Origin of the sequence: Herbaspirillum chlorophenolicum (assembly GCF_001189955.1) — a bacterium.
GTDB classification, from domain to species: Bacteria; Pseudomonadota; Gammaproteobacteria; order Burkholderiales; family Burkholderiaceae_D; genus Herbaspirillum; species Herbaspirillum chlorophenolicum.
In genome coordinates this window covers 68,323-93,791 of record NZ_LFLT01000004.1, presented here as the reverse complement: position 1 = coordinate 93,791, position 25,469 = coordinate 68,323, and the positions used below count along the sequence as shown (strand labels likewise).

General features: G+C 60.6%; 23 protein-coding genes. 17 read left to right on the top strand and 6 right to left on the bottom strand.

Annotated features, from left to right (window positions below; genetic code table 11):
• Together AKL28_RS04570 and AKL28_RS04565 are read left to right on the top strand one after the other, a co-directional pair.
• Entirely contained in the window at positions 1 to 915 is a 915-nt protein-coding gene (locus tag AKL28_RS04570; protein ID WP_050466876.1) for an SPFH domain-containing protein, read from the top strand.
• 62 nt (positions 916 to 977) lie between these two features.
• Positions 978 to 2,249 carry a serine hydrolase domain-containing protein gene (locus tag AKL28_RS04565; protein ID WP_050466875.1) on the top strand — a complete coding sequence of 424 codons (1,272 nt, stop codon included), beginning with the start codon at positions 978 to 980 and terminating at the stop codon, positions 2,247 to 2,249.
• Between the two features lie 107 nt (positions 2,250 to 2,356).
• Here AKL28_RS04565 and AKL28_RS04560 read toward each other — a convergent pair whose 3' ends face one another.
• On the bottom strand, positions 2,357 to 3,781 hold the full coding sequence (locus AKL28_RS04560) for an ATP-binding protein (protein WP_050466874.1): 1,425 nt from the start codon (positions 3,779 to 3,781) through the stop codon (positions 2,357 to 2,359).
• A 1-nt stretch (position 3,782) separates the two neighbouring features.
• A complete protein-coding gene (locus AKL28_RS04555; RefSeq protein WP_050466873.1) occupies positions 3,783 to 4,472 on the bottom strand; it encodes a response regulator transcription factor in 690 nt (229 codons plus the stop codon).
• Positions 4,473 to 4,872: 400 nt separating this feature from the next.
• Between AKL28_RS04555 and AKL28_RS04550 the strand changes: the two genes are divergently transcribed.
• The gene (locus tag AKL28_RS04550) at positions 4,873 to 5,562 is read left to right on the top strand and encodes a hypothetical protein (RefSeq protein ID WP_050466872.1); all 690 of its coding nucleotides are present in this window, start codon (positions 4,873 to 4,875) and stop codon (positions 5,560 to 5,562) included.
• Between the two features lie 87 nt (positions 5,563 to 5,649).
• Complete coding sequence (locus tag AKL28_RS04545; protein WP_231602337.1) at positions 5,650 to 7,188, top strand: tetratricopeptide repeat protein; 1,539 nt, start codon at positions 5,650 to 5,652, stop codon at positions 7,186 to 7,188.
• 51 nt (positions 7,189 to 7,239) lie between these two features.
• On the opposite strand, the gene smpB is transcribed toward AKL28_RS04545, so the two are convergent.
• Positions 7,240 to 7,689: an SsrA-binding protein SmpB gene (smpB, locus tag AKL28_RS04540; RefSeq protein WP_050466870.1), complete on the bottom strand. Its 450-nt coding sequence runs from the start codon at positions 7,687 to 7,689 to the stop codon at positions 7,240 to 7,242.
• Positions 7,690 to 7,756: 67 nt separating this feature from the next.
• Between smpB and AKL28_RS04535 the strand changes: the two genes are divergently transcribed.
• From AKL28_RS04535 to AKL28_RS04510, 6 genes are all read left to right on the top strand, one after another.
• On the top strand, positions 7,757 to 8,188 hold the full coding sequence (locus AKL28_RS04535; protein ID WP_050466869.1) for a type II toxin-antitoxin system RatA family toxin: 432 nt from the start codon (positions 7,757 to 7,759) through the stop codon (positions 8,186 to 8,188).
• Complete coding sequence (locus AKL28_RS04530; RefSeq protein ID WP_050466868.1) at positions 8,181 to 8,477, top strand: RnfH family protein; 297 nt, start codon at positions 8,181 to 8,183, stop codon at positions 8,475 to 8,477. The genes AKL28_RS04535 and AKL28_RS04530 overlap by 8 nt, the downstream gene beginning before the upstream one ends.
• Before the next feature lie 170 nt (positions 8,478 to 8,647).
• Positions 8,648 to 10,117, top strand: coding sequence for an IMP dehydrogenase (gene guaB, locus AKL28_RS04525; RefSeq protein ID WP_050466867.1), 1,470 nt, complete (start codon positions 8,648 to 8,650; stop codon positions 10,115 to 10,117).
• Positions 10,118 to 10,230: 113 nt separating this feature from the next.
• Entirely contained in the window at positions 10,231 to 11,817 is a 1,587-nt protein-coding gene (gene guaA, locus AKL28_RS04520) for a glutamine-hydrolyzing GMP synthase (RefSeq protein WP_050466866.1), read from the top strand.
• Positions 11,818 to 11,905: 88 nt separating this feature from the next.
• On the top strand, positions 11,906 to 12,289 hold the full coding sequence (locus AKL28_RS04515) for a VOC family protein (RefSeq protein WP_050466865.1): 384 nt from the start codon (positions 11,906 to 11,908) through the stop codon (positions 12,287 to 12,289).
• A 48-nt stretch (positions 12,290 to 12,337) separates the two neighbouring features.
• Positions 12,338 to 12,901, top strand: a complete 564-nt coding sequence (locus AKL28_RS04510) for a YdeI/OmpD-associated family protein (RefSeq protein ID WP_050466864.1) — start codon at positions 12,338 to 12,340, stop codon at positions 12,899 to 12,901.
• Positions 12,902 to 13,057: 156 nt separating this feature from the next.
• On the opposite strand, the gene AKL28_RS04505 is transcribed toward AKL28_RS04510, so the two are convergent.
• Positions 13,058 to 13,966: a LysR substrate-binding domain-containing protein gene (locus AKL28_RS04505; RefSeq protein ID WP_050466863.1), complete on the bottom strand. Its 909-nt coding sequence runs from the start codon at positions 13,964 to 13,966 to the stop codon at positions 13,058 to 13,060.
• 167 nt (positions 13,967 to 14,133) lie between these two features.
• Here AKL28_RS04505 and AKL28_RS04500 point away from each other — a divergent pair, with 167 nt between their 5' ends.
• The 4 genes from AKL28_RS04500 to AKL28_RS04485 all read left to right on the top strand — a co-directional run bounded on the left by AKL28_RS04500 (position 14,134) and on the right by AKL28_RS04485 (position 20,211).
• Complete coding sequence (locus AKL28_RS04500) at positions 14,134 to 14,874, top strand: isochorismatase family protein (protein WP_050466862.1); 741 nt, start codon at positions 14,134 to 14,136, stop codon at positions 14,872 to 14,874.
• A gap of 74 nt (positions 14,875 to 14,948) precedes the next feature.
• Complete coding sequence (locus AKL28_RS04495; protein WP_082221355.1) at positions 14,949 to 15,722, top strand: alpha/beta hydrolase; 774 nt, start codon at positions 14,949 to 14,951, stop codon at positions 15,720 to 15,722.
• Between the two features lie 236 nt (positions 15,723 to 15,958).
• Positions 15,959 to 18,187, top strand: coding sequence for an OsmC domain/YcaO domain-containing protein (locus tag AKL28_RS04490; protein WP_050466861.1), 2,229 nt, complete (start codon positions 15,959 to 15,961; stop codon positions 18,185 to 18,187).
• 269 nt (positions 18,188 to 18,456) lie between these two features.
• The gene (locus AKL28_RS04485) at positions 18,457 to 20,211 is read left to right on the top strand and encodes an eCIS core domain-containing protein (RefSeq protein ID WP_050466860.1); all 1,755 of its coding nucleotides are present in this window, start codon (positions 18,457 to 18,459) and stop codon (positions 20,209 to 20,211) included.
• Position 20,212: 1 nt separating this feature from the next.
• Here AKL28_RS04485 and AKL28_RS04480 read toward each other — a convergent pair whose 3' ends face one another.
• On the bottom strand, positions 20,213 to 20,575 hold the full coding sequence (locus tag AKL28_RS04480; protein ID WP_050466945.1) for a cupin domain-containing protein: 363 nt from the start codon (positions 20,573 to 20,575) through the stop codon (positions 20,213 to 20,215).
• 69 nt (positions 20,576 to 20,644) lie between these two features.
• Positions 20,645 to 21,055, bottom strand: coding sequence for a DUF1801 domain-containing protein (locus AKL28_RS04475; RefSeq protein ID WP_050466859.1), 411 nt, complete (start codon positions 21,053 to 21,055; stop codon positions 20,645 to 20,647).
• A 205-nt stretch (positions 21,056 to 21,260) separates the two neighbouring features.
• Here AKL28_RS04475 and AKL28_RS04470 point away from each other — a divergent pair, with 205 nt between their 5' ends.
• The 3 genes from AKL28_RS04470 (at position 21,261) to AKL28_RS04460 (ending at position 25,340) form a co-directional block, all read left to right on the top strand.
• On the top strand, positions 21,261 to 21,797 hold the full coding sequence (locus tag AKL28_RS04470; protein WP_050466858.1) for a sigma-70 family RNA polymerase sigma factor: 537 nt from the start codon (positions 21,261 to 21,263) through the stop codon (positions 21,795 to 21,797).
• 15 nt (positions 21,798 to 21,812) lie between these two features.
• Positions 21,813 to 22,823: a FecR family protein gene (locus tag AKL28_RS04465; protein ID WP_050466857.1), complete on the top strand. Its 1,011-nt coding sequence runs from the start codon at positions 21,813 to 21,815 to the stop codon at positions 22,821 to 22,823.
• 87 nt (positions 22,824 to 22,910) lie between these two features.
• Positions 22,911 to 25,340, top strand: coding sequence for a TonB-dependent siderophore receptor (locus AKL28_RS04460; RefSeq protein WP_050466856.1), 2,430 nt, complete (start codon positions 22,911 to 22,913; stop codon positions 25,338 to 25,340).
• Positions 25,341 to 25,469 lie beyond the last annotated feature (129 nt).

Below are 25,469 nucleotides of genomic sequence, written 5' to 3'. Positions count from 1 at the left end.
ATGCTGGGAAGCGTAACCCTGGTTATTTTCTTTATTGCCATCGTGTTCGTCATCCAGACGGTCAAGGTGGTCCCGCAACAGCATGCCTGGGTGGTAGAGCGCCTGGGCAAATACCACGCCACGCTGGCGCCGGGCCTGAACATCGTGGTGCCGTTCATCGACCGCGTGGCCTACAAGCACATTCTCAAGGAAATCCCGCTGGACGTGCCGCCGCAGGTCTGCATCACCAGGGACAACACCCAGCTGCAGGTGGACGGCATCCTGTATTTCCAGATCACCGACCCGATGCGCGCGTCCTACGGCTCGTCCAATTACATCGCGGCGATCACGCAGCTGGCGCAGACCACACTGCGTTCGGTGATCGGCAAGATGGAACTGGACAAGACCTTCGAAGAGCGCGACCACATCAATACCGCCATCGTCAGCGCGATCGACGAGTCGGCCGAGAACTGGGGGGTGAAGGTACTGCGTTATGAGATCAAGGATCTCACCCCGCCCAAGGAAATCCTGCACGCGATGCAGGCGCAGATTACCGCCGAGCGCGAGAAGCGCGCGCTGATCGCCGCTTCCGAAGGCCGCAAGCAGGAGCAGATCAACATCGCCACCGGCGAGCGTGAGGCTGCCATCGCCAGGTCTGAAGGTGAAAAGCAGGCATCGATCAACCGTGCCCAGGGGCAGGCCGCTGCGATCCTGGCGATTGCCGAAGCCAGTGCCGAAGCGATCCGCAAGACCGCGGCCGCGATCCAGTCTCCGGGCGGATCGGATGCCGTGAACCTGAAGGTGGCCGAGCAATACGTGGCGGCTTTCGGCCAGTTGGCCAAGACCAACAATTCCATCATCGTGCCGGCCAACCTGTCGGACATGAGCGGACTGATCGCTGCAGCGCTGCAAGTGGTCAAGAGCCAGCCGAAGTGAGGCTGCCGGGTTCGATATCGCGGAGATTGGCCAACAGGAATCCTGCAACGAAGGAAGTCACGATGTTCAGCCGTATCCGCCGCCTGTTGCCGGCAGCCGTGTCCATTGCATTGATTGCCGGAGGCGCATCACTGCCGGCCCATGCACAGTCGCAGGATGCTGCGCTGGCTGCGCGGGTGGATGAGAAGATGGGGCAATTGCTGGGGCAGTACCCAATCCCCGGCGCCAGCATCGCCATTGCCTACAAGGGGGAATTCGTCTATCAGCGCGGCTACGGCATGGCGGTGACTGAAAGCAATACGCCGGCGACGCCGCAGACGGTGTTTCGCATCGCCAGCGTCTCCAAGACGATCACTGCGGTGGCAATACTCAAGCTGTTCGAGGATGAGTTGCCGCAGGCGCTGGATCGTCGGGTATTCGGGCCGGACGGCTTGTTGCCTGATGCCGCCTATCCTGAATTCGCCGAGCCGCTCGACCCGCGCGTGCTGAAAGTGACGTTGCGCGAATTGTTGCAACATACCGGCGGCTGGGGCGCGAGCGACTACGATCCGCAATACGATCTGGTCAATATCGCCCGCACGATGAACGTACCGGCGCCGGCCTCGGCCCGCACCGTCATCGCCTACATGCTGAAGCACCGCTTGCTGGACGTGGCGCCCGGCACCGAAGTCAATTACAGCAATTTCGGTTACAACATCCTCGGCCGCATCATTGAGCACAAGAGCGGCAAGCCTTATGAGCAGGCCGTGCGTGATCTGGTGCTTGCGCCCGCAGGTGCTGTCAGTGCGGTGATCGCGGCAGACAAGCGCGTGCAGCGCGTGGCCAACGAGGCCGTTTATTATGACGATCCACGCTGGCCGCCAGTGCCCGACCAGGATGGCAGCGGGGGCACCGGCCCCGAGTCGTATTTCGGTTTCCATCTCCAATCCATGGATGCGCACGGCGGCTGGGCGGCGACGGCGAGCGACCTGGTGCGGTTTGCCGATGCCTCACTGGGGCGCGGCAAGTCGCCTGCGCTGCTCAAGCTGCAAACGGTGGCATTGATGATGCAACGCAATTCCGCCATGCCGGACAATAACAATGGGCTGGGCTGGGTAGTCACCAGGATGAATGGGGTGAACATCCTTTCGCACAGCGGTGCGCTGACCACGGGCACTTATGCTTACCTGCAGGCGCGTGAAGACGGCTGGTCGTGGGCCGTGCTGTTCAACCATCTGCCAATCACCTATCCGCCCGAAAAGGGCGTGGCTGAGCTGCAAGCCTTCCAGGTCGAGGTGCAACGAGGCCTGATGGCAGCCATCATCAACAAGCCCGATCCTGAGCCGGCCAAGTAGGGCCGCAAGAACGCCTGAAAGGCAAAATGCCCATGCCTCCAAAGAGGCATGGGCATTTCAATTTGCGCCGTCCTGGCGGACGCCAGGACCCAGCTTTGGGCCTGCGTTCAGGCGTCCAGCGTCTGACCCTTGGCTGGTTCGTCAGCCATGAAGGGCAGCGTGATATCCACACGCAGGCCGCCGTCCTTGCGATTGGCGGCGCGGATGAAACCGTTGTGGGCTTCGACGATGCGCCGTGCGATGGAGAGTCCCAGGCCATGGCCTGAGCTGTTGCTCTTGGTTCGGCTGCTGCGGAAGAACAGTTCGAAGATGCTGTTCAGTTCGTCTTCCGGCACGCCGGGGCCGCGGTCAAGAATCGAGAGATGCAGCAGCTTGTTGATTTCATCGACCTGGGTATGGATTTGTACGGTGGTATCGAGCGCGGTGTGCTTGATGGCGTTGCGCAGCACGTTCTCGATAGCGCGATAGAGCAGTTCCGGATTGCCCTTGACCTCCACCGGGCAATCGATCTGGCCCTCGATATGCTTGCCGTTGGCGCTGGCCTCGAAGCTGGCGTCGTTGATCATGTCGGCAAGCATGGGCTGGATCGCGATGTTTTCTTCCATCGAGCCGGGCACATTGGCTTCCAGCCGCGACAGCGTCAGCAGCTCGCCTACCAGCTTGTCCATGCGTACGCTTTCGCGTTCGATGCGCTCCAGCGTGATCTCCAGCTTGTCCTTGTCCTGCACCCTGGCCAGGCCGATGGCGACTTGCAGCCGCGCGATCGGCGAACGCAATTCATGCGAGACGTCATGCAGCAGCCGGCGCTGGCTCTCCATCAGCGTGCGCAGCTTGGCGGTCATGGCGTCGAAGTCGCGCCCGAGGTCGGCCAGCTCGTCGCTGCGCGAACTCATGACAGGTTCGAGTTCCAGGTCAAGGTTGCCGGAAGCAGCCTGGGCAAAGGCGTTTTTCAGGTGGCGGATCGGGTAGGAGAAATACCAGGCCAGCAACAGGGCGAACACCATGCTGGCCACCATTGCCACCACGATCGGCATACTGGGGAAGAACAACGGCTGTGGCCCGCGGTCGCGCATGCGGCGCGGCTCGCGTCCGCCAGGTCCGGGGCCGCCGGGGCCGACGAATTCTTCGGGCGGAGCTGGAATGAATAGCAGGTAGCTATGGCCATTGGCGGCCTTCACCAGTTCGACTACGCGCCGCCCTTTTTCCGTCTTGAGTACGGCGCGCGCTTCTTCCACCAGCTTGGGCGAGACTTCGCGGCCCATCAGGTCCTTCATGTTTTCATCCACCGCATACAGCTTCAGGCGGTGCTCGCGGCCTTCGTTGATCAGGCTGCGCAAGGCTTCCGCGCCGCCGAACTGCAAGGTTGCGGCGGCCGAGCGGATCATGAAGGAGGCCGGGGGGCTGAGGTCGATTTCGGAGCTGTGGCTATTGCGTTCCAGGTTCTCGATCCAGAACAGCACGCCCACGCCGAAGGTGGCGGTGATCTGGGCGATCGCAATGAAGAAGAAGAATTTCCAGAATAACCGACCCACTTTATTCCTTGATGAACTGATAGCCCAGTCGGTAGACGGTCTGGATGCAGCTCTTGTCGCTGCCCAATGCGGCGATCTTCTGGCGGATGCTGGAGAGATGCACGTCGATGTTGCGGTCGAAGCGCGCCAGCGGGCGGCCCAGACCTTGTTCGGACAGATGCTGCTTGCTTACCGGCTTGCCGGCGTTGCGCGCCAGCACCTCGAGCAGGTTGAATTCGCTGCTGGTCAGTTCCAGCGGGCGGCCGGACCAGGTCGCGCGGCGTTGTTCCGGCCACATCGACAAGGCGCCGACGGCCAGCGGGGAGTAGGGCGATTGCTCGGTACTTTCGGCGGTGGAGCGACGCAGGATGGCGCGGATGCGCGCGGCGATTTCGCGGGGCGTGCAGGGCTTGGGAACGTAATCGTCAGCGCCCAGTTCAAGGCCGATGATGCGGTCGGTATCGTCGCCCTTGGCGGTCAGCATCACGACCGGCATGCTGCTCTTGGCGCGGATGCGGCGCAGCGTGTCGACCCCGTTCAGGCGCGGCATCATCACGTCCAGTACGGCGATGGCGTATTGGCCGGTCAAGGCTTCGGCAGCGCCTGCTTCACCGTCATAGGCGACATTGACTTCAAATTTTTCCTGCTCGAGGTATTCCTTGAGCATATCGACAAGCTCAACATCGTCATCGATCAAAAGCACTTTAGACATTGCTGCATTCCATTCTTGAGTTGCCCTGCATTAATGCCGCGGGGCGTCGGCAGTCGCTAATATGCCGTAAAAGGTTTTGCAGAAGTGTTTCAGAACGTCTTTACAATTGCATCTTTACATTCATTTACCCAGCGATGGCGAACATTTTTTGGGGCCGATGTTCGGATTCCTTTGTTTCAATATTGCAAGGATTCCAGTAGGCGAATATTGCCATTGCGGTATCGTCCCGGCGGGAAAAAGCGCCGCAGTTCCAGCGATAAATGAGCTTCCTGATCGCGCCTGACAAAACTTTACTCCGTTTTACCGGATTGGCGCGAACTTAACATGCTGCGCTAGCCGATACTTCTTCCATATCGACGGGGGCGATGCGCCTGCATCGCAAAGACAAAAGGGGGTCATCATGGCTATCAGCAGCGTATCGAGCAGCAATTACACCATCGCCGACCTGAGCGGGCTTTCGGGTACCGGTTCGGCCACGTCCAGCGCCTCCATGCGCACGGATATGCCGCCACCTCCGCCGCCGCATGGGGGTGGCAAGGGAGGCGGCCTGCTGGGTGCGCTCAAGGATGTGCTGGAGTCGCTGGGCATCGACCTTGATAGCGATACTGCTGCCACCAGTGCAACCAGCGCCTATTCATTGACGTCCGCATCGTCGGCCGGTACCGGCAGCGTCGACTCCAAGCTGGATGCCTTCCTGCAGCAACTGATGGCGACGCTGCATGCGCAAGGCAGCGGTGAGTCGTCGCCGAGCAGCGATACCAGTTCGGATGGAAGCAATACGGCGACCGATGCGACGACGGTGACAGCCTCCTCCTATACCCCGGCAGGCAATCCGCCGCCACCGGGCGGCGGACTTGAAGCCGATCTCAAGAGTCTCATCTCCAAGCTCAGCAGCAGCGGTAGCGACGGGGCGGATGGCACATCCAGCGCGGGCAGCAGCTTGTCTTCACTGGAAGGCAGCTTTGGCAGCTTGCTCAGTTCGCTGGGCGTGTCCGGCGACAGCACGTCGCTATCGAGTTTTCTGCAAAGCTTGCAGAGCAAACTGGCCGACGGCAAGAGTGCCGGCAATCTGATCGATACGACAGCGTAACGCCCTCACTACTGAGGTTTGCGGATGCCGCCCCCGTGCTAATCTGGCCGCATGAATAATTTGGATGCGGCCAGGCTGGAGCAGTTGATGTCCCTGATGTGTGACGCCATCGCGCTAGGCGGTGCCGGCATGCATGAGCCTGCCCTGGAAAAAGTGGCGGCAGGCTTGACCATCGAACCGGAATTCATTCCCCTCCTGATGCAACGCGGACGCCTGCAGGAGCAGGCTGGATATTTTCAGGCCGCAGTCGCCAGTTACGAGGTTTGCCTGGCGCTTAGTCCTGTGCTGGCCGATGCCAAGGCCGCGCGCACGCAGGCTTTGCATGCGCTGGTCGGGCAATGCGACCACGAGTTATTACTCTCCCCATCCTTGCAGGCCAGTCTCCGCAAGGCGGAGGCATTGTTCAAGCTTGGGCTGCCGGAACAGGCGCTTGAGGCGATTGCTCCGGCAGTAGCCGCCATCCCCTCCGATTTCCCCGTCCTCAACCTGCACGCCGATATCCTGCTCCGGCTTAATCGCCATGAGGAAGCGCTGGCCTGCTACGAGAGCGAGGCGGCGCTCGACAGCGGCGCCGACATGGCGCTGATCCAGTTCAACCGCGGGAATGTGTTGCGCCAGATGGGGCGTTTTGACGATGCGCTGTCGTGTTATGAACAGGCCGTCTCCCGGCATCCCGGCTTTGCCGAGGCGCGTGTGGCGCGCAGCCATTTGCTGTTGATGGCAGGCCGTTACGAGGAAGGCTGGCGCGAGCATGAGGCAAGGCGCTCGATCGCACGGATTCGCCGTGCCGACGTGCGCAGCCCCAGCGTGCAATGGCAACCGGGGATGGTGCTTGCCGGCAAGACAGTGCTGCTGTGGGCCGAGCAGGGACTGGGGGATTCGCTGCAATTCGCCCGCTATATTCCAGACGTGGTGCAGCGGGCGGAACAAGTCATCGTCTGCGTGCCGCCGGAATTGCTGCCGCTGCTGCAGCCATCCTTTCCGGCATGCCGCTTCGTCGACAACGACAAGGCGCTGCCTCCCCACGACGTGCATGCGCCTTTGCTCAGCCTGCCGCTGCTGCTGGACCGGCCGGATCCGGCGCAAGGCTCGCTGAAGCCGCATCTGACGGCAGATCCGGTACGTGTGGCGGACTGGGCGGCGCGGCTGGGCAAACGCGGCAGCTCGTTGCGGCGTCCACGCATCGGCATCGTCTGGGCCGGACGGCAATATGGCGCCGTCAACCATACGCGCGACCTGGCCTTGGCGCAGTTGAAGCCGGTGCTGGATGCCGAGGCCGATTTCATCTCCCTGCAGCAGTCGGTTTCGATGCCTGACCGGCAATACGCCGATACGCTGCACAATCTTCAGATCTTGCCGTTGAAGGATTGGGGCGATACGGCGGCGCTGCTGGCCAATCTCGATCTCGTGATCAGCGTAGACAGCGCGGTGGCCCACCTGGCTGGCGCGCTGGGCATGCCGGTATTGCTGATGCTGCGGCTGGAAGGCGAGTGGCGCTGGGGGCTGCAGCCCGATCGCAGCGCCTGGTATCCAGGCATGCGGCTGTTTCGCCAGCGGGAGCGCGGCAATTGGGGCGGCGTGGCGGATGAGGTCGCCGCAGCTGTGCGTGCGCTTGCCGCGCAATGAAAACGGCTGCACAAGGCAGCCGTCATCTGTTTGCCGGAAGAGGCTGGCGCATCAGCGCCGGTGCTGTTTCATGGCGGACTGGATTTCACGCTGGCTGTCGCGCTGCTTCTCGGTCTCGCGCTTGTCGTGCTGCTTCTTGCCCTTGGCCAGGCCGATGTCGCATTTGACGCGCCCTTTGCTGTAATGCAGGTTCAATGGCACCAGGGTATAGCCGGAGCGTTCCACCTTGCCGATCAGCTTGCTGATCTCGGCCGCGTTCAGCAGCAGCTTGCGGGTGCGCAAGGTTTCCGGGTGCACGTGGGTGGAGGTGCTGGTCAGGGCGCTGATGTGCGCGCCGAACAGGAATACCTCGCCGTTGCGCACGATTACATAGGCTTCTTTCAATTGCACGCGGCCGGCGCGTATCGATTTGACTTCCCAACCTTGCAGGACGATACCCGCTTCGAATCGCTCCTCGATGAAGTAATCGAAAAAGGCTTTTTTGTTGTCAACTATGCTCATCTAAGGAAAACTCGTCCCGTCGGTTTAAAATTATTACTTTGTGATTTTATCAAACGGACCACCCTCGATGGCAGTCGTACACAAAACCGTCTTGATCAACTATAGCGCGGAGCAGATGTTCAACCTGGTGGACCAGGTCGAGAACTACCCGGAATTCCTGCCCTGGTGCGGGGGAGTGGAAGTGGCCGAGCGCGGCGAACACAGCCTGACGGCCAAGCTGAAGATCAATTACCACGGGCTGAAACAGTCATTCAGCACCCAAAATACCAACGTGCGCCCCACCAGCATGACCATGCGCCTGGTGGAGGGGCCCTTCAAGCATTTCGAAGGGCGCTGGCATTTCAAGCCGCTGCGCGAAGACGCCTGCAAGATCGAATTCGACATGGAGTATGAATTCTCCAGCCGTCTCCTCGAAGGCGTGATCGGCCCGGTGTTCAGCATGATCGCCAACAGTTTCGTCGATTCCTTCTGCAAGCGCGCCGAACAGATATATGGCTGATCCGGTCCGTTTGCAAGTGCAGATCTGCTATGCCGCCCCCGGTTTGCAGGTGTTGAAAGACGTCGAAGTGGACGAGGGCTGTACGATCCAGCAAGCCATCATGGACAGCGGCTTGCTGCGTGAGCAGCCGGCGATCGACCTGACCGTATGCCGCGTCGGCATCTTCGGCAAGGTCAAGGCGCTGGATACGCCGCTGCGGGCGCAGGACAGGATCGAGATCTACCGCCCGCTGATCGCCGACCCCAAGGATTCACGCCACCGCCGCGTGGCGCACAAGGCGCAGCGGTGACAGGCATCCGGCCCCGCACAGGCCGGTTCCCATGCCCATCGCAGGCGATGCTTGCCTGAATTTCAATGAATCTGGCCTGTTTGCCACAGGCCGGGCGGCAAAACTCAACTGTCGCGCGACGCACGCAAAACTTTTCTGTATAATTCGCTTTTGCGCCTATAGGAAACACTATGCGTCTTCTCCAAAAAGCACTCACGTTCGATGATGTGCTGCTCGTCCCGGCTTTCTCGGACATCCTTCCCAAAGATACTTCGCTCACTACGCGCCTCACGCGCAACATCACGCTGAACATTCCGCTGGTCTCTGCGGCGATGGATACCGTGACTGAAGCACGTCTGGCTATTGCCATGGCGCAAGAAGGCGGCATCGGCATCATCCACAAGAACCTGACGCCCAAGGAACAGGCGCGCGAGGTTTCCAAGGTCAAGCGTTTCGAATCCGGCGTGGTGCGCGACCCGATCACCATCCCGCCGACCATGAAGATCCGCGACGTCATCGCACTGTCCAAGCAGCATGGCATCAGCGGTTTCCCGGTGGTCGAAGGCAAGAGCCTGCTGGGCATCATCACCAACCGCGACCTGCGCTTCGAAGAAGAGCTGGACGCCGAAGTGCGCGCCAAGATGACTCCGCGCGAGAAGCTGGTCTACGTCAAGGAAAACGGCGCCAGCGCCGATCCTGAAGAAGCCAAGCGCCTGATGAACAAGCACCGCCTGGAGCGCGTGATGGTGGTCAACGACGCTTTCGAGCTGCGTGGCCTGATCACCGTGAAAGACATCGAGAAATCGACCGAACACCCCTTTGCCTGCAAGGACGAACACGGCAAGCTGCGCGTGGGCGCTGCAGTCGGCGTCGGCCCGGACAATGACGAGCGCATCGAGCTGCTGGTCGCGGCGGGCGTGGACGTCATCGTGGTCGACACTGCCCACGGCCACTCGGCAGGCGTGTTGAACCGCGTCAAGTGGGTCAAGACCAAATTCCCGCACGTCGAAGTGATCGGCGGCAATATCGCCACCGCAGCTGCGGCCAAGGCGTTGGTTGAGCATGGCGCGGATGCCGTCAAGGTCGGCATCGGCCCCGGTTCCATCTGCACCACCCGTATCGTTGCCGGCGTCGGCGTGCCGCAAATCTCGGCCATCGCCAATGTGGCGGATGCCTTGAAGGGCACCGGCGTTCCGGTCATCGCCGACGGCGGCATCCGTTTCTCGGGCGACGTGGCGAAGGCGCTGGCCGCCGGCGCATCGGCCGTGATGATGGGCAGCATGTTCGCCGGCACCGAAGAAGCGCCGGGCGAAGTGATCCTGTACCAGGGCCGCAGCTACAAGTCCTACCGCGGCATGGGCTCGCTGGGTGCGATGGCCGACGGTTCGGCCGACCGCTACTTCCAGGACGGCGACAACACCGCCGACAAGTTCGTGCCGGAAGGCATCGAAGGCCGTGTCGCCTACAAGGGCTCGGTGGTTGCCATCCTGTACCAACTGGTGGGCGGCGTGCGCTCCTCCATGGGTTACTGCGGTTGCGGCAGCATCGACGATTTCCGCGAGAAGGCGGAATTCGTCGAGATCACCTCGGCCGGCATGCGCGAGTCGCATGTACACGACGTACAGATCACCAAGGAAGCCCCGAACTACCGCGCCGAGTAATTCCCGATGCGGCCACAGCCCGACAGTCCTCAGGCAAGATGCCGGACTGCCGGGCTGTTGATTTTTTGCAGCAGCCCCCATTCCATTTATCAACGCAGCCATTCCCCATCGCCATGTCTACGCACTCGAAAATTCTGATCCTCGACTTCGGTTCCCAGGTTACCCAGCTGATCGCGCGTCGCGTGCGCGAAGCCGGCGTGTTTTCCGAGGTTTTCCCGCATGATGTGACCGATGAGTTCGTGCGCGGCTACGGCGCGTCCGGCGTCATCCTCTCCGGCGGTCCCAACAGCGTCACCGAAGGCGACACCCCGCGGGCGCCGCAGGCAGTGTTCGAACTGGGCGTGCCGGTGCTGGGCATCTGCTACGGCATGCAGACCATGGCTCAGCAACTGGGCGGCAAGGTTGAAAACGGCAAGCTGCGCGAATTCGGTTACGCCGAAGTGCGCGCGCATGGGCATACGGCTTTGCTCAAGGACATCGCCGATTTCACCACGGCCGAAGGTCACGGCATGCTGAAGGTGTGGATGAGCCACGGCGACAAGGTCAATGAAATGCCGGCCGGCTTCAAGCTGATGGCCTCCACCGGCAACTGCCCGATCGCGGGCATGGCCGACGAAGAGCGTCGTTTCTACGCAGTGCAATTCCACCCTGAAGTCACGCACACGCTGCAAGGCAAGGCCTTGCTGAGCCGCTTCGTGCTCGACATCTGCGGCTGCAAATCGGACTGGAACATGCCCGACTATATTGCCGAAGCGGTTGAATCCATCCGCAAGCAAGTCGGCACTGATGAAGTCATTCTCGGCCTGTCCGGCGGCGTCGACAGCAGCGTGGCTGCCGCGCTGATCCACCGCGCCATCGGCGACCAACTGACCTGCGTGTTCGTCGACCATGGCCTGTTGCGCCTGGACGAAGGCAAGATGGTCATGGAGATGTTCGGCAAGAACCTGGGCGTGAAGGTGATCCACGTGGACGCCACCGACCAGTTCATGGGCCACCTGGCCGGCGTGACCGACCCCGAAGCCAAGCGCAAGATCATCGGCCGTGAATTCGTCGAAGTATTCCAGGCCGAATCGGGCAAGCTCAAGAGCGCCAAGTGGCTGGCGCAAGGCACGATCTACCCGGACGTGATCGAAAGCGCCGGCAAGGGCAAGAAGACTGCCCACACCATCAAGAGCCACCACAACGTCGGCGGCCTGCCGGAAACCCTGAACCTGAAACTGCTGGAGCCGCTGCGCGAACTGTTCAAGGACGAAGTGCGCGAACTGGGCGTGGCGCTGGGCCTGCCGCCGGAGATGGTGTACCGCCATCCGTTCCCGGGCCCGGGCCTGGGTGTGCGTATCCTCGGTGAAGTGAAGAAGGAATACGCCGACCTGCTGCGCCGCGCCGATGCTATCTTCATCGAAGAACTGCGCAACACCAAGGAAGCCGACGGTCAAAGCTGGTACGAAAAGACCAGCCAGGCTTTCGCAGTCTTCCTGCCGGTCAAGTCGGTGGGCGTGATGGGCGATGGCCGCACCTACGAATACGTGGTGGCCCTGCGCGCCGTGCAGACCCAGGACTTCATGACCGCGCACTGGGCGCACCTGCCGCACGAGCTGCTGGGCCGTGTGTCCAACCGCATCATCAACGAAGTGCGTGGCTTGAACCGCGTGGTGTACGACATCTCGGGCAAGCCGCCGGCGACGATTGAGTGGGAGTAACGCGGGGCGTGCAGCGGCGTAACTCGGTCCGCTGCGCAACTCAAGGCTCAAAGTACAAACATTGCGAGATATTTACTGGAGCAGCGCTATGGCCGAGCGGCAGATATCGAGTGTGGTCGCCATCATTCCCTGCAACGACCTTGATGCAGCGGAGCGATGGTGGAACGGGCTAGGCTTCTTCAGGCCGGTCGATCAAGGCTACGAAGAATATCGCATGCTGTCGGATGGCGCCGGCGGCGAAGTGCACTTGCAGCCGGCGGTGGAGGGCTGGCTCACGCCGGGGAGCAACCCGTTTGGCGTCTACGTCTACACTCCCCGGGTGCGCGACCTGGCCGCGGCGATGTGCCCCGAGATCATCGAGCCGAGCCGCGCGGCCGAGCACAAGCCGTGGGGTATGTATGAGTTCGCGCTAAACGGCCCGGATGACCTGCTCGTCCGCATCGGCTGGCCGAGCCGGCTGATGGCGGAATAGGCCGGACGCCGGCGCAAGTCTCTATGTCGCAATAACGAGGCATAGCTGATGCAAATCTTGCATTTCATAACGTCTGCGGATTTCCGGGATTGGTTGGAGAGCAACCATGCGGAATCAGAGGGCATATGGTTGCGCATTTTCAAAAAAGACGCGCTTGAGAAATCCCTGACCTATGTTGAAGCGCTTGATCAGGCGCTTTGCTATGGATGGATTGATGGTCAGAAGAAGTCCTTCGACAAACTGTCATGGTTGCAGAAATTTACGCCAAGACGCCCCAAAAGCGGGTGGTCGAAAATAAACACTCAGCATGTGGAACGCCTTGTCAACGCCGGAGCAATGACTTCCGAAGGCATGAAAGCCGTTGAAGCGGCAAAGGCCGATGGTCGATGGGACATCGCCTATAGTTCATCCAGGAGTGCTAGCCCGCCTGAAGATTTTCTGAAAGAGTTGAGTAAAAATAAAAAAGCAGAGGCATTCTTTAAAACGCTAAACAAAGCGAATGTTTATTCGATTGTTTATCGTCTTGAAACGGCAAAGAAGCCGGAAACCAGGGAAAAACGAATGAAGATGATTCTTGCCATGATGGAGCAAGGCAAAGCATTCCATCCTTAACGTGACGATGACGTTGGTGCTTGATCTTTCAGGCTCAGGCAACCACAGGCAATAAAGACGCATAAGCCCGCGAGTTTCGCGGGCTTTTTTCATATGTCAGTCCCATGAGCTGTTGAGCAAGACGCAGGCGTTTTAACGCTGTTGGCTAGTCACGGCTCATTGGACAGTCGTCGGGACGTGCTCGGCAAGAAACTCGACAAACGCAGCCACCGATGGCAGCAGGCCGCGGCGAGAAGGCATTAATACACTCATCGTCGCCAGGCCCGCTATCCATTGAGGCAACACGCGAATCAACTGGCCCCGCTCAACTTCGCGGGAGCCGACGTAACCTGGTAATGCAACGATGCCTAAACCCGCACAGGCGGCGGCTTTCAGGGTTGCCATGTCATCGCTCAGAAGAGTGGGCGTGAACGGAACTGCGACGACTTGATCGGGATGGTGTGCATCGCGAAGGTGCCAGGTATGGCTCTCCTGCGCACCGCCAAGTGCGATGCCGTCGTACTCTGACAATGCAGCGGGTTCGCTGGGCATGCCCTTGTGGGCGAGATAGTTTGGGCACGCAAACAGATACCAGGGGATCTGGGCGATGGAGCGCTGAATCAATGACGAATCGGGCAGCGGCTGGGTATGCGCGCGCAGGCAGAGGTCGAAACCTTCATGCACAGGGTCGACATAGCGATTCGTTGCATGCTGAACGATGCGCACACGCGGGTACGTCGCCATGAAGCGGGGAATCAGTTCAGCCAGGGCCAACTGTGCAAACGCCACAGAACAGGTAAAGCGGATAGTGCCGTTCGGCTCCGTGGTGCGGCTTCGCACGACGTTTTCCGCTGCATCCGCTTCGACCAGCATGGCCAGCGCATGGCGATGAAACTCCGCGCCGATCTCTGTCACGACGAAACGCCGCGACGTGCGCTGAATCAGCCGTGCGCCCAGCGACGCCTCCAGCGCGAGGATGCGCCGGCTGATGCTGGACTTTGGCATGTCGAGCGCCCGTGCCGCGGCTGTGATGCCCTGGTGTTCGACCACCTGGACGTAGTAGTAGACATCATTCAAATCTAGCATCGCCGCCTCCTTCAGTGTGCGCGGTAATCGAAGTCTGCATCAATTCATCGTCCCATTTTATGGACGATGGCTCTCATTTTCCATAATTGTTCTTTAATTGTCCACGTTCTAATATCCATTCCAAGCCGATATGCAATCAACCCATATGCCACCGATAGGAGATCACGATGAACCGTCGTCAATTTATCAACCAGTCCAACGCAGTAGTCGCTGCGGTCGCGCTCGGTGCTGGCACCGCCGCTACCGCCGCAACCCCCAAGTCCCAGTCCACCAAGGAGAAGCTTGAAATGAACTCACCCCATCTTTACGAACGCCTGACCCGCGACAACGCCGTCTTGCTGCTGGTTGACCATCAGGTCGGCCTATACAGCGGCGTGCGAGACATCGAAACGCTTGAGCTCAAGCACAACGTTGTCGGCTTGGCCAAAGCCGCGCTGGCACTGAAGGTGCCGGTTATCGTCACCACAACGACTGAAAACATGTGGGGTCCATTGATCCCCGAACTGGCCGGAGCTCTTCCGGGTGTGAAGCGTATCGAGCGCACCACCGTCAATGCCTGGGACGAGCGCCGCGTTGTCGATGCGGTCAAGGCAACCGGTCGCAAGAAGTTGATCGTGGCTGGCGTTTCGACCGACGTCTGCCTCGCTTTCCCGGCGATCTCGGCAATTGCCGACGGCTACAGCAGCTATGCGGTGATCGACGCTTCCGGCGGTTTCAGCAAGACGCAGGTCGAGATGGGCGTAGCGCGTATGCAGCAGGCCGGCGTAATTCCTGTTGGCTACTCGAACGTCGCCGTTGAAATTCTGGGCGACAACGCCGCACCGGACGCCGAGGCCGTCTACGCCGCGCTCGGCATACCTTTCGCCGGCCTGGTCTACGGCCTGAAACAGTACTTCTCGCGCAACTGAACCGACGTTTCCTTTTGACATGATGCGATGCCTATAGCCGTCGCGCCCCACCAGCTAACCATTGGAGAACCCTAATGAACCTCAAGACTCTGGCCGTCGCCACGGCTATCGTTACATCCTTGGCCTCCACGGCCAATGCCGCCGATCAGACACAAACCTCGCAAGCCATCAAGAACGTCGTGCTCGTTCATGGCGGGTTCGTCGACGGTTCCGGCTGGCAGAAGGTCTATAACATCCTGAAGAAGAACGGCTATAACGTCAGCATCGTGCAGAACCCGACAACGTCTCTCGCGGACGATGTCGCGGTCACGAAGCGAACCATTGCGCGGCAGGATGGGGGCGTGGTGCTGGTGGGGCATTCCTACGGCGGTGCGGTGATCTCTGAAGCCGGCACGGACCCGAAGGTACAAAGGCTGGTCTACATCGCCGCATTCGCCCCGGACGCGGGCGAGTCGGTCCAGTCGCTGACCTCCAATCCGGCTCCTGGCGCGCCGGTCCCGCCGATCCTTGCGCCCCAGGACGGATTCCTCTTTCTCGACCGTGCGAAGTTCGCGGCCTCATTCGCTGGTGATGTCCCGAGCGACGAAGCCGGCTTCATGGCGGACTCCCAGGTACCGTGGGGCCTTCAGGCCGCAGGCGGCGCCATCACCGTCCCGGCCTGGAAGTCGAAGCCGAGCTGGTACCTGGTCGCCACCGACGACCGCATGATCCCGCCGCCGGTGCAGCGCATGATGGCGCAGCGCGCTGGCGCGACGGTCAGCGAAGCCCCCGGCAGCCACGCGATCTACGTCTCGCAGCCGGAGGTGGTTGCGAAGATCATCGAGCAGGCTGCGCACGGCCAGAAATAGTTGTTATTGATGCCTCGGAAAATGGAGGGCTGTTGCTGAGCTCCGGTGCACTGTTCCGGAGCCGCGTCGCAAAACCGGATAGGGCATATCTGTGCCATATCCGGCTTCAACGCTCAGATTATTCGTAGGCGGAGGTGTTTGCAGACAGCATCGGTGTATTGCACCGCACCGGAGTGGCGACAGATGACCGATAATAGCGGCCATATCATTTTTAGCGCCATTTTCAGAATTCCCCCATGGAAATTAAGGTCAACTTCCTCGACAAGCTGCGTCTTGAAGCCAAGTTCGATGACTTCACGGTCGTAGCCGACCAGCCTATCCGTTATAAGGGCGACGGCTCGGCGCCTGGTCCCTTCGATTATTTTCTGGCCTCATCGGCCTTGTGCGCGGCTTACTTCGTGAAGTTGTACTGCAACACACGCAATATTCCTACCGAAAATATCCGCCTGTCGCAAAACAATATCGTCGATCCGGAAAACCGTTACCAGCAGACCTTCAAGATCCAGGTCGAGCTGCCGGCCGATATCTCGGAAGCGGATCGTCGCGGAATCCTGCGCTCCATCGAGCGCTGTACGGTGAAAAAGGTAGTGCAGGAAGGCCCCGAGTTCGTCATTGAAGAAGTCGAGAACCTGGATGCCGATGCGCAGGCCTTGTTGACGATGAAGCCGGCTGACGATGCCAGTACCTATATTCTGGGCAAGGACCTGCCGCTGGAGCAGACCATCGCCAATATGTCGGGCTTGCTGGCGGGCCTGGGCATCAAGATTGAAATCGCTTCGTGGCGCAATATCATTCCCAATGTGTGGTCCTTGCATATCCGCGATGCGCACTCGCCGATGTGTTTTACCAATGGCAAGGGAGCAACCAAGGAAAGCGCGTTGGCATCGGCGCTGGGCGAGTATATCGAACGGCTCAGCAACAACCATTTTTACGCCGGTGCGTTTTGGGGCGAAGACATTGCCAATGCAGAGTTTGTGCATTACCCGAACGAGCGCTGGTTCAAGCCTGGCCGCAAAGATGCGCTGCCGAAAGAGATCCTGGATGAATACTGCCTGGAAATTTACAACCCCGATGGCGAATTGCGCGCCTCGCACCTGGTCGACACCAATTCCGGCAATGCAGAGCGCGGCATCTGTTCGCTGCCGTATGTGCGGCAGTCGGACGGCGAGGTGGTGTATTTCCCGTCCAACCTGATCGAAAACCTGTTCGTCAGCAACGGCATGAGTGCCGGCAATACGCTGGTCGAAGCGCAGGTGCAATGCCTGTCCGAAATTTTCGAACGGGCGGTCAAGCGCGAAATCCTGGAGGGCGAAATCGCCCTGCCTGATGTGCCGCAGGAAGTGCTGGCGAAATACCCCGGCATCCTGGCCGGGATCAAGGGCCTGGAAGAACAGGGCTTTCCGGTGCTGGTGAAGGACGCGTCGCTGGGCGGGACCTACCCGGTGATGTGCGTCACCTTGATGAATCCGCGTACAGGCGGTGTGTTTGCCTCGTTCGGCGCGCACCCGAGCTTTGAAGTGGCGCTGGAACGCAGCCTTACGGAATTGCTGCAGGGGCGCAGTTTTGAAGGCCTGAACGATTTGCCTCAGCCCACCTTTGAAAGCAATGCGGTGACTGAGCCGAATAACTTTGTCGAACACTTCATCGATTCCAGCGGCATCGTGTCGTGGCGCTTTTTCAGCGCCAAAGCGGATGTTGAGTTTGTCGAGTGGGATTTTTCCGGCCAGGGGGAAAACTCCAATGCCGAGGAAGCCGCAACCTTGTTCGGCATTCTGGAAGAGATGGGCAAAGAGGTGTACATGGCGGTGTACGACCAACTGGGCGCCACAGCTTGCCGCATTCTGGTGCCCGGTTATTCGGAGATTTATCCGGTAGAGGATTTGATCTGGGATAACACCAACAAGGCGCTGTTGTTCCGCGCCGATATCCTGAATTTGCATCGCCTGGACGATGCCAGCCTGGCGGCGCTGCTTGAGCGTCTGGAGAACAGCGAGCTGGATGAGTACTCCGATATCGCCACCTTGATCGGCATCGAATTTGACGAGAATACGGACTGGGGCCAACTGACCGTGCTCGAGTTGAAGCTGCTGATCAATCTCGCCCTGAAGCAATTCGAGACGGCGCAGGAGCTGGTGGGCGCCTTCCTGCAGTACAACGACAACACGGTCGAGCGCGGATTGTTTTACCAGGCCTTGAATGTGGTGCTGGAGGTGCTGCTCGATGATGAACTGGAAATGGACGACTACGCGGTCAACTTCCGCCGCATGTTCGGCGATGCCCGGATGGATGCGGTAATGGGATCGGTGGATGGCAGCGTGCGCTTCTTCGGGTTGACGCCAACGAGCATGAAGCTGGAAGGGCTCGACAGGCACCACCGCCTGATCGATAGCTACAAGAAATTGCATAAGGCGCGGGCCGACGGAGCGGCTACCATATGGCAACTTCCTATCAAAAAAACACGATAGTTTTTAAGGGGAAGAAACGCATTGCCTGCAATCCGATAAGGAGAATGTGAATCGCTAACGGTTTTGTGGTGCCGAATACGACCGTTCACGATCTGTTGATGTCCTGCCCGGACGAGTAAACGGTGCGCCTCAAAAATGCCTGTGGAGGCACTGTCCGAGGCGACTGGAAGAGTGCAGCGTACTGGCTCCGCAACGCGCCGGAGATGGCACAACGGCATGGCATGATGAGTGTCTTTCCCTCGTGGTCGAAATACGTAAAGGAAAATGGCATGAAGCAGACAGCACAATCCAAATCGGAACAACAACGTCGGAGCGCCGTGATCACGCATGTGCCCGTTGCGGATGGGCAGTTGACTTTCATCGACAACCGGGCGTCGGCGATAGCACAGGGAAAAATTTCGGACATGATCGCACGCAGTCCGCGCTCAGCCGCACAACGCAAGCAGGTGCAGGTCATCGAGGGCGATACCGCACAGCGAAAAGCGGCAGACGGAGAGGAATTGGAAAAGGCCGGGACCGCCCAGCTCGCCGTCAAGCCGGAAGAGGAATACCCGTTGCAGGGAAAATTCGGGAGTGTGCAAAAGGCAAACAGCACCGGCCTCCCGGACAACTTGAAGTCCGGCGTGGAAAGCATGTCCGGCCTGTCGATGGATGACGTGAAGGTGCATTACAACTCCTCCATGCCGGCACAACTGCATGCGCATGCCTATGCACAGGGTACGGAGATCCATCTGGCTCCCGGTCAAGAGCAGCATTTGCCGCACGAGGCCTGGCATGTGGTGCAGCAAAAGCAGGGCAGAGTGCGCGCGACGACCCAGGCCAAGGGTATCGATGTGAACGATGATCCAGGCCTGGAGCTGGAGGCGACCACGATGGGCGAGCGGGCCATGCAATTCAAGGCGACAGGAACCTCACCCCTGCTTTCCACGACGTTCATGCCGGGGCGGCAACCGATGCAACTCGCCCGCTACATCAAAAGCATCCAGAATCCCGGCGACATGGACAATGAAGTCCTGCGCCTGACGCATGCCTCACCGCTGGACACCGATACATTCGGCGGCACCGATGCCGCTTCCTGGAATAACCGCCCGATTGATCTGAACCGATGGCTGGCAGGCGGCGCAGGTAACAGCACTACGCACTACAACCCCGGCCAAAACCAGTACTACTCGCCGGTCGGTTATATCGTTGAGGTGTCACAAGATCGCGTACTGGGCAACTATGCCGGTGATGGCAGCACTTCGACACTGAACTCGGACAGCGCGCGCTATTGGCAAGCCGTGGAGGCTATCCGGTTAGCGCTGAGGGGCGATGCGGCCGTCAATGCCGCCATCAACGGCAATGGTTACACCGCCGATTTCGCCGCTCCGGTGACGGACAAGGCGACAGCGATCGTCTTGACCGGATGGATCGAGGACTTCCTTGCGAACGGGGCAGTCGGCGCCGACGTGAAAGTCGCCGCGAAAGACATCATCAAGGCAGAAGCCAGAGCTGCATTGATCGCGCACTACTCCAACACGGGAAATTATCCGCTCGGACCGGGCGGGCCGGGGGTGCTGGCTGGACTTGAGGCACATCTGCAGGGGCTGGCGCCAGGCGCGGCTTACCATAACGCCGCGCAGGGGCCGCATGGCCGCGATAATAAATATACCGAGTCGCAGGTGCATGCCGAACTGGCGCATGTGGTCGGCACTTTTTATGCGACAGAACTGGGCGACTATCCCCCCTTGATCAATGCCTCGTGGCGTATGGGCGCTCCGGCATGGCTGAATGACCGGCGTACGGCGGCTGAACAGTTCAAGCAAAAATTCGCCACCGCTGGCAATGCGAACGTCAATGTCATGACACTGACTGCCGGCGCGCTGACGAATGCGGCGGCTTCCTGGGGCACCCGTTTGACGCGCGGATTCTTGAACTGGGTCGTGCCTGCGGTCGGTATTGCGGTGGTGGCCTATGCTTCCCTGCCATATTTGCAGCAATTGTTTAACCAATATCTGGCGGCAACCCAGGGAAATGCGGAATAAGTCAGTCCGCTCGCTCAACAATCACATAGTGCTTGCGCACCGGCTCGACGACTTCGAAGATACCCTTGAAACCCCCGGGGATCACGAGGGCATCTCCCGGGCCGGCTTCGGCGGCATGGCCTTGTTCATCGATGACGCGGCAGCGGCCTTCAAGCACGTAGAAATATTCATCCTTGTTGGGCGCGAAAGCGATACGCCAGCTGCCTTTTTCGCAAGACCAGATGCCGGCGCTGACTTCGCCGCCGGCGTTGGTGAAATGATTCCAGGTCGTGCGTTTCGGATTGCCTTCCAGCCTGCGCTCTTCACGCGGATGGTCGTATTCAGGAGCCGGGGATTGATGGCGAAACTCGGTGATGGCAGTCATGGTCATGGCGGAAGTCATCGGTAAACTGGCCGGCAGTTTAACAGGCGGCAGATCCTCTGCCCGCGCATCTCAACGCGTTTTCTTTTTCGCCTTGCTGGCCAGGTTCAGTTGTGCAGCGGCACGTACCAGAGCCTGGAATGCCGGCTTATCCAGCATCATGCCTTCGTGAATATCGATTGCCCGTCGCGTATTGCCTTCCAGCGATGCATTGAACAAGCCGGCCGGATCGTCCAATGAGGCGCCCTTGGCGAAGGTCAGCTTGATGTAGTTCTTATAGCTCTCGCCGGTACAAATGATTCCGCCGGCTTCCCACACCGGCACGCCGCGCCATTTCCATTCCTCGGTGACCTCCGGCAGCGCCTCCTTGATCAGGGCGCGCGCACGCGCCAATTGTTCGCCTCGCCAGCCGCCTAGTTCAATGATGCGGGCATCAATCAGGCTGGAGGGTGATTGCGGTTCGCCGGATATCGGGTTGGCCATGCGGTCTCTCTCCTGTTTGTTCACCGATTCTATCCGGGCACGCCACCGAAGCGAAGCTCTTCCGTACAAGCAGGGCGGGCACTGCAGCCTATACGCGGGAGTTGTGGCCGGGCCCAAGTCTGCCTTACAATTGAAAATAATTCGCATTTACATAAAATGAATTCCATAACGGACGGCGCCTCTCAGGTGTCGGCAGGGAGCAGTCATGGCGGGCGCCGAATCTGTGTCGCAGCAGCAATTGAGTTCGTTCTATCGCAGCCACCACGGTTGGCTGCATGGCTGGCTGCGCAAGAAGCTCGGCTGCGGTCACCATGCTGCCGACGTCGCGCATGACACTTTCCTGCGCATCATCGCCTCGCGCGATGTCTTGCTGGGCATGCGCGAGCCGCGGGCCTTTCTGACCACCACCGCCAAGCGCTTGTTGGTGGACAGGGTACGCCGCCAGGCAATCGAGCAGGCCTATCTCGCAGAGCTGATGCTGCTGGCAGACAGTTCGCACGGTTATCCCTCGCCTGAAGAAACTCTGCTGGCCGTGCAGGCGTTGCAGCAGATCGCGGCGGCGCTGGAGGGATTGGCTGAGAAACCGCGCGAGGCCTTTCTGCGCCATTACCTGGACGGTCAGCCCCATGCCGAAGTGGCTGGTGCGCTGGGCGTGTCGACCAAGATGGTGCAGAAATATCTGGTCAAGGCCTTGCTGCATTGCCGCCATGCCTGCCCGGCGCTGGATGAGGCACAAGCCTGAAGCGGGCGATTGAACATGGATCATTCTTCCCGGGGCGCGCAAGCCGATGCCATCGAACAGCTGGCAGCCGAATGGATCGTGCGGCTGGGTGCGGGCAATGCCGCCGAAAAACGGCGGGCTTCCGAGGCGTTTGCGGCCTGGAAAGCGGCCGATCCGCGTCATGCGCAGGCCGCAGCCGGCATGGAACAGTTCCTGGCGCAGTTCGCGCACGCCAGGCCGCCTGCGGGCGGAAGTGCCCGGCCCGCACGTGCGGCGCTGGATGCCGGACTGGCCAAGCCGCCACGCGCTCGTACACGGCGGGCCGCAGCGGCCCTATGCCTGGCGCTGGCTTTGGGCGTACCTGCCTGGCTGGGCTTGCACGCCTATCCGCCTGCGGTGCTGCTGGCCGACTTGCGTGCATCCGGCGGCTGGCAGACCCATATGCTGGAAGACGGCACCCGCATCGTGATGCGCGGCGGCAGCGCGGTGAACCTGCATTACGATGCAAAGCGCCGGGCGGTACGGTTGCTGCGCGGTGAAATCCTGGTCGAAGTCGCGCATGACGCCGCACGTCCGTTCCTGGTCGAGACCGCGCAAGGCAGTATCGAAGCGTTAGGCACGCGCTTCGTGGTACAGGAAGAGGGGGCAGTCACCACCTTGTCCATGCTGGAATCCAAGGTCAGAGTGAAGTCCGTGCGCGATGTCGGCGACTCCGGCGTGGTGGTGCAAGCCGGCCAGCTTGTGCGCATCGGCAGGGACGGTGTCGGCCCGATCGAGCAGATCGATGTTCGCAGCATCGCCGATGCCTGGCAGTATCGGCAACTGGTGGTGAGCGACCGACCGCTGGCCGAGGTGCTCGACCAGCTGGCGCGCAACCGGCCCGGCTTCATCCGCTACGACCGTGCGCAGCTTGAGGGGATACGGGTATCGGCGGTGCTGCCTCTGGACGATACCGACCGTGCGCTGCAATTGCTGAAGAATAATTTCCCGGCGCTACGCATCCGCAGCTTCTCCTCATGGCTGGTATGGGTCGACGCGCCTGCATGATCATTTTTGCGAAAATCTGGCGTGGATGGTTCCACTTCGGCGTTTTCAAACGTCAAGGGAGCAAGAACAATCATCGGAACCACATCCATGCCTTGCGATCGCCTGCATTCCCATTATTCGGCTAATTCCTCGTCTTCCCGCCGCCGCGTCATGCGCTTCCATCCTTTGATGCTGGCCGTGCGCGTCGCCTGCCTGGGCATCGGGGCCAGCACCGTCGCCGCGCCGGTCCAGGCCCAGGTGCGCCAGGTTGCCTCCTACGACATTCCCGCCGGCCCGCTGGCCGATGCACTCAACCGTTTCGCGCAGCAAGCCAATGTCGCCATCGTGATGGATGCGAGTAGCCTCAAGGGCTTGCAGTCGCAGGGGCTGAAAGGCAGCTATTCGGTGGAAGAGGGCTTCGGCGCCTTGCTCAAGGGAAGCGGCCACGCCGCAGCCCGGACGGCGGCCGGCTACGTGGTGCGTCCGGCTGCAGCGGGCGCCGTGGGGGCCGCTGCACCCTTGCCGGAGGTGCGGGTGAGCGCCGATGCGGAAACCGACATTGCCGGCGGCGGCTACGTGGCGCGCCGTGCCGTGACTGCCACCAAGACCGATACGCCGCTCCTGGAAGTGCCGCAGTCGGTGTCGGTGATCACCGCGCAGGAGGCGGAGGACAAGGGCGCCACCACACTCACCGATGCCTTGGCGCAGACGCCGGGGGTGCTGGTCAATCCCTACGGGTTCGATTCTCGCGCACCCGACTGGGTGATCCTGCGCGGCTTCGATGGCTGGTATACCGGCAGCTACCGCGATGGCTTGATCCAGAACGTCGGCCTCACTTTCCTGGGTGTGCAGACTGAAATGTATGGCCTGGAACGCATCGAAGTGCTGCGTGGGCCGTCGTCCGTGATGTTCGGCAAGGGCGATGCCGGTGGCGTGGTCAACCGCGTGAGCAAGCTGCCGTCGGCCGACGCCCCGCGCGAGATCGTGGCGCAGCTGGGCAGCTTCGACCGCCGCCAGATAGCGGCCGATGTCGGCGGCAAGATCGACGAAGACGGCAAGCTTCTGTTTCGCGTGGTGGGGCTGGACCTGGATACCGGCACCCAGGAGCAGTACCCCAATGGCGAGCGCATGAAGCGCAAGCGCCAGTATCTGGCGCCCTCGCTGCGCTGGCAGATCTCGCCGCAGACCTCGCTGGTGCTGCAGGCCGAGATATTGCGCGACGACGCTTCCGACGATGTGCAGTTCGTCACCGGCGCCAACGGCCAGCCGACATCGGTGAAGGAGGGCGATCCGACCTACAGCCGTATCAAGACCAATACCGACGCCTTCGGCTATCAATTGGAGCATCTCTTCGGCGGCGGTTGGGCGCTGCGCCAGAAGGCGCGCTACGCTTACCGCAGCATGGACAAGCATCATATCCAGTCGTCGCTCGATACCGACGGCGTGACCCTGCTGCGCCAGGCGCGGCATGACGTCGAATCGGTCAACGACCTGGCCATCGACACTTCGCTGTCGGGCGACGTGATGTTGGGGGCGACTGCCCACAAGCTGCTGGTGGGCGTGGATTACAGCCGTGCGCGCGCCAACTGGCGGCGGGACACCGGGGCCGCGCCCAGCCTGGATATGAACAACCCGATCTACGGAATCACGATCCCCGAACCGCAAACGCCGGCCGGCGATATTCAGCAGACCAGCACCCAATTGGGTATCTATGCCCAGGACCAAGTGGCGTTGGGCGAAGCCTGGCGGCTGACCGTGGGTGGCCGCTACGACAGTGTCAAGTCCGACAACAACGATCGTTTCAACAGCATCCGCACCACCCAGAACGACGAAGCCTTCAGCGGCCGCATCGGCATCAACTACCTGGTCGGCAACGGCTGGGCGCCGTATGTCAGCCACGCCGAATCCTTCTTGCCCAATGTCGGCGTGGATGCGGCTGGACGCGCCTTCACTCCCAGCCATGCGCGGCAGGACGAGATCGGCATCAAGTACATGCCGGCCGATGGTTCGGTGTCGTTCTCCGCAGCGCTGTTCGACCTGAATAAATCCGGCGTGGTCAGCTACGACCCGAATACCTTCGAGGCGCGCCAGATCGGCAAGGTCCGTTCCCGCGGACTGGAGCTGGAAGGCAAGGCAGCGCTGACCAAACGGCTGAAGATGACCGCCAGTTTTACCGCCCTTAACATGCAAGTGCGGGAAAGCGCCGACCCATCCGAGATCGGCAAGATGCCGATCCTGACGCCGCGCCGCAGCGCCACGCTCTGGTTCGACTACGCGGCCGATGCCTGGCTGCCGGGGGTGAGCGTGGGAGCAGGCGTGCGCCACTTCGGCAAGACCTGGGACGATGCGGCCAACACCAGCTCGCAGCCGGGCTACACGCTGGTTGACGGGGCATTGCGCTATGAAACCGGCCCGTGGAAGTTCGCCCTCAATGCCACCAATCTCTTCGACCGCCGCTATTTTGTCGGCCACGCCTACGGCAGTTTCTATCGTGGCGCCGAGCGCAATATCATGCTGACGGCAAAATACAGTTTTTGAACGGGTAGGGGGGAAGCACGCAATAGGCAGGAGGGCAAACGGTCTTTCCCCGGTTACGTTTTGAATTGATTATCAATGGAGCGAATGCGGATCAACGGGTAGAATTCAAATAAGAATAATTATCATCTT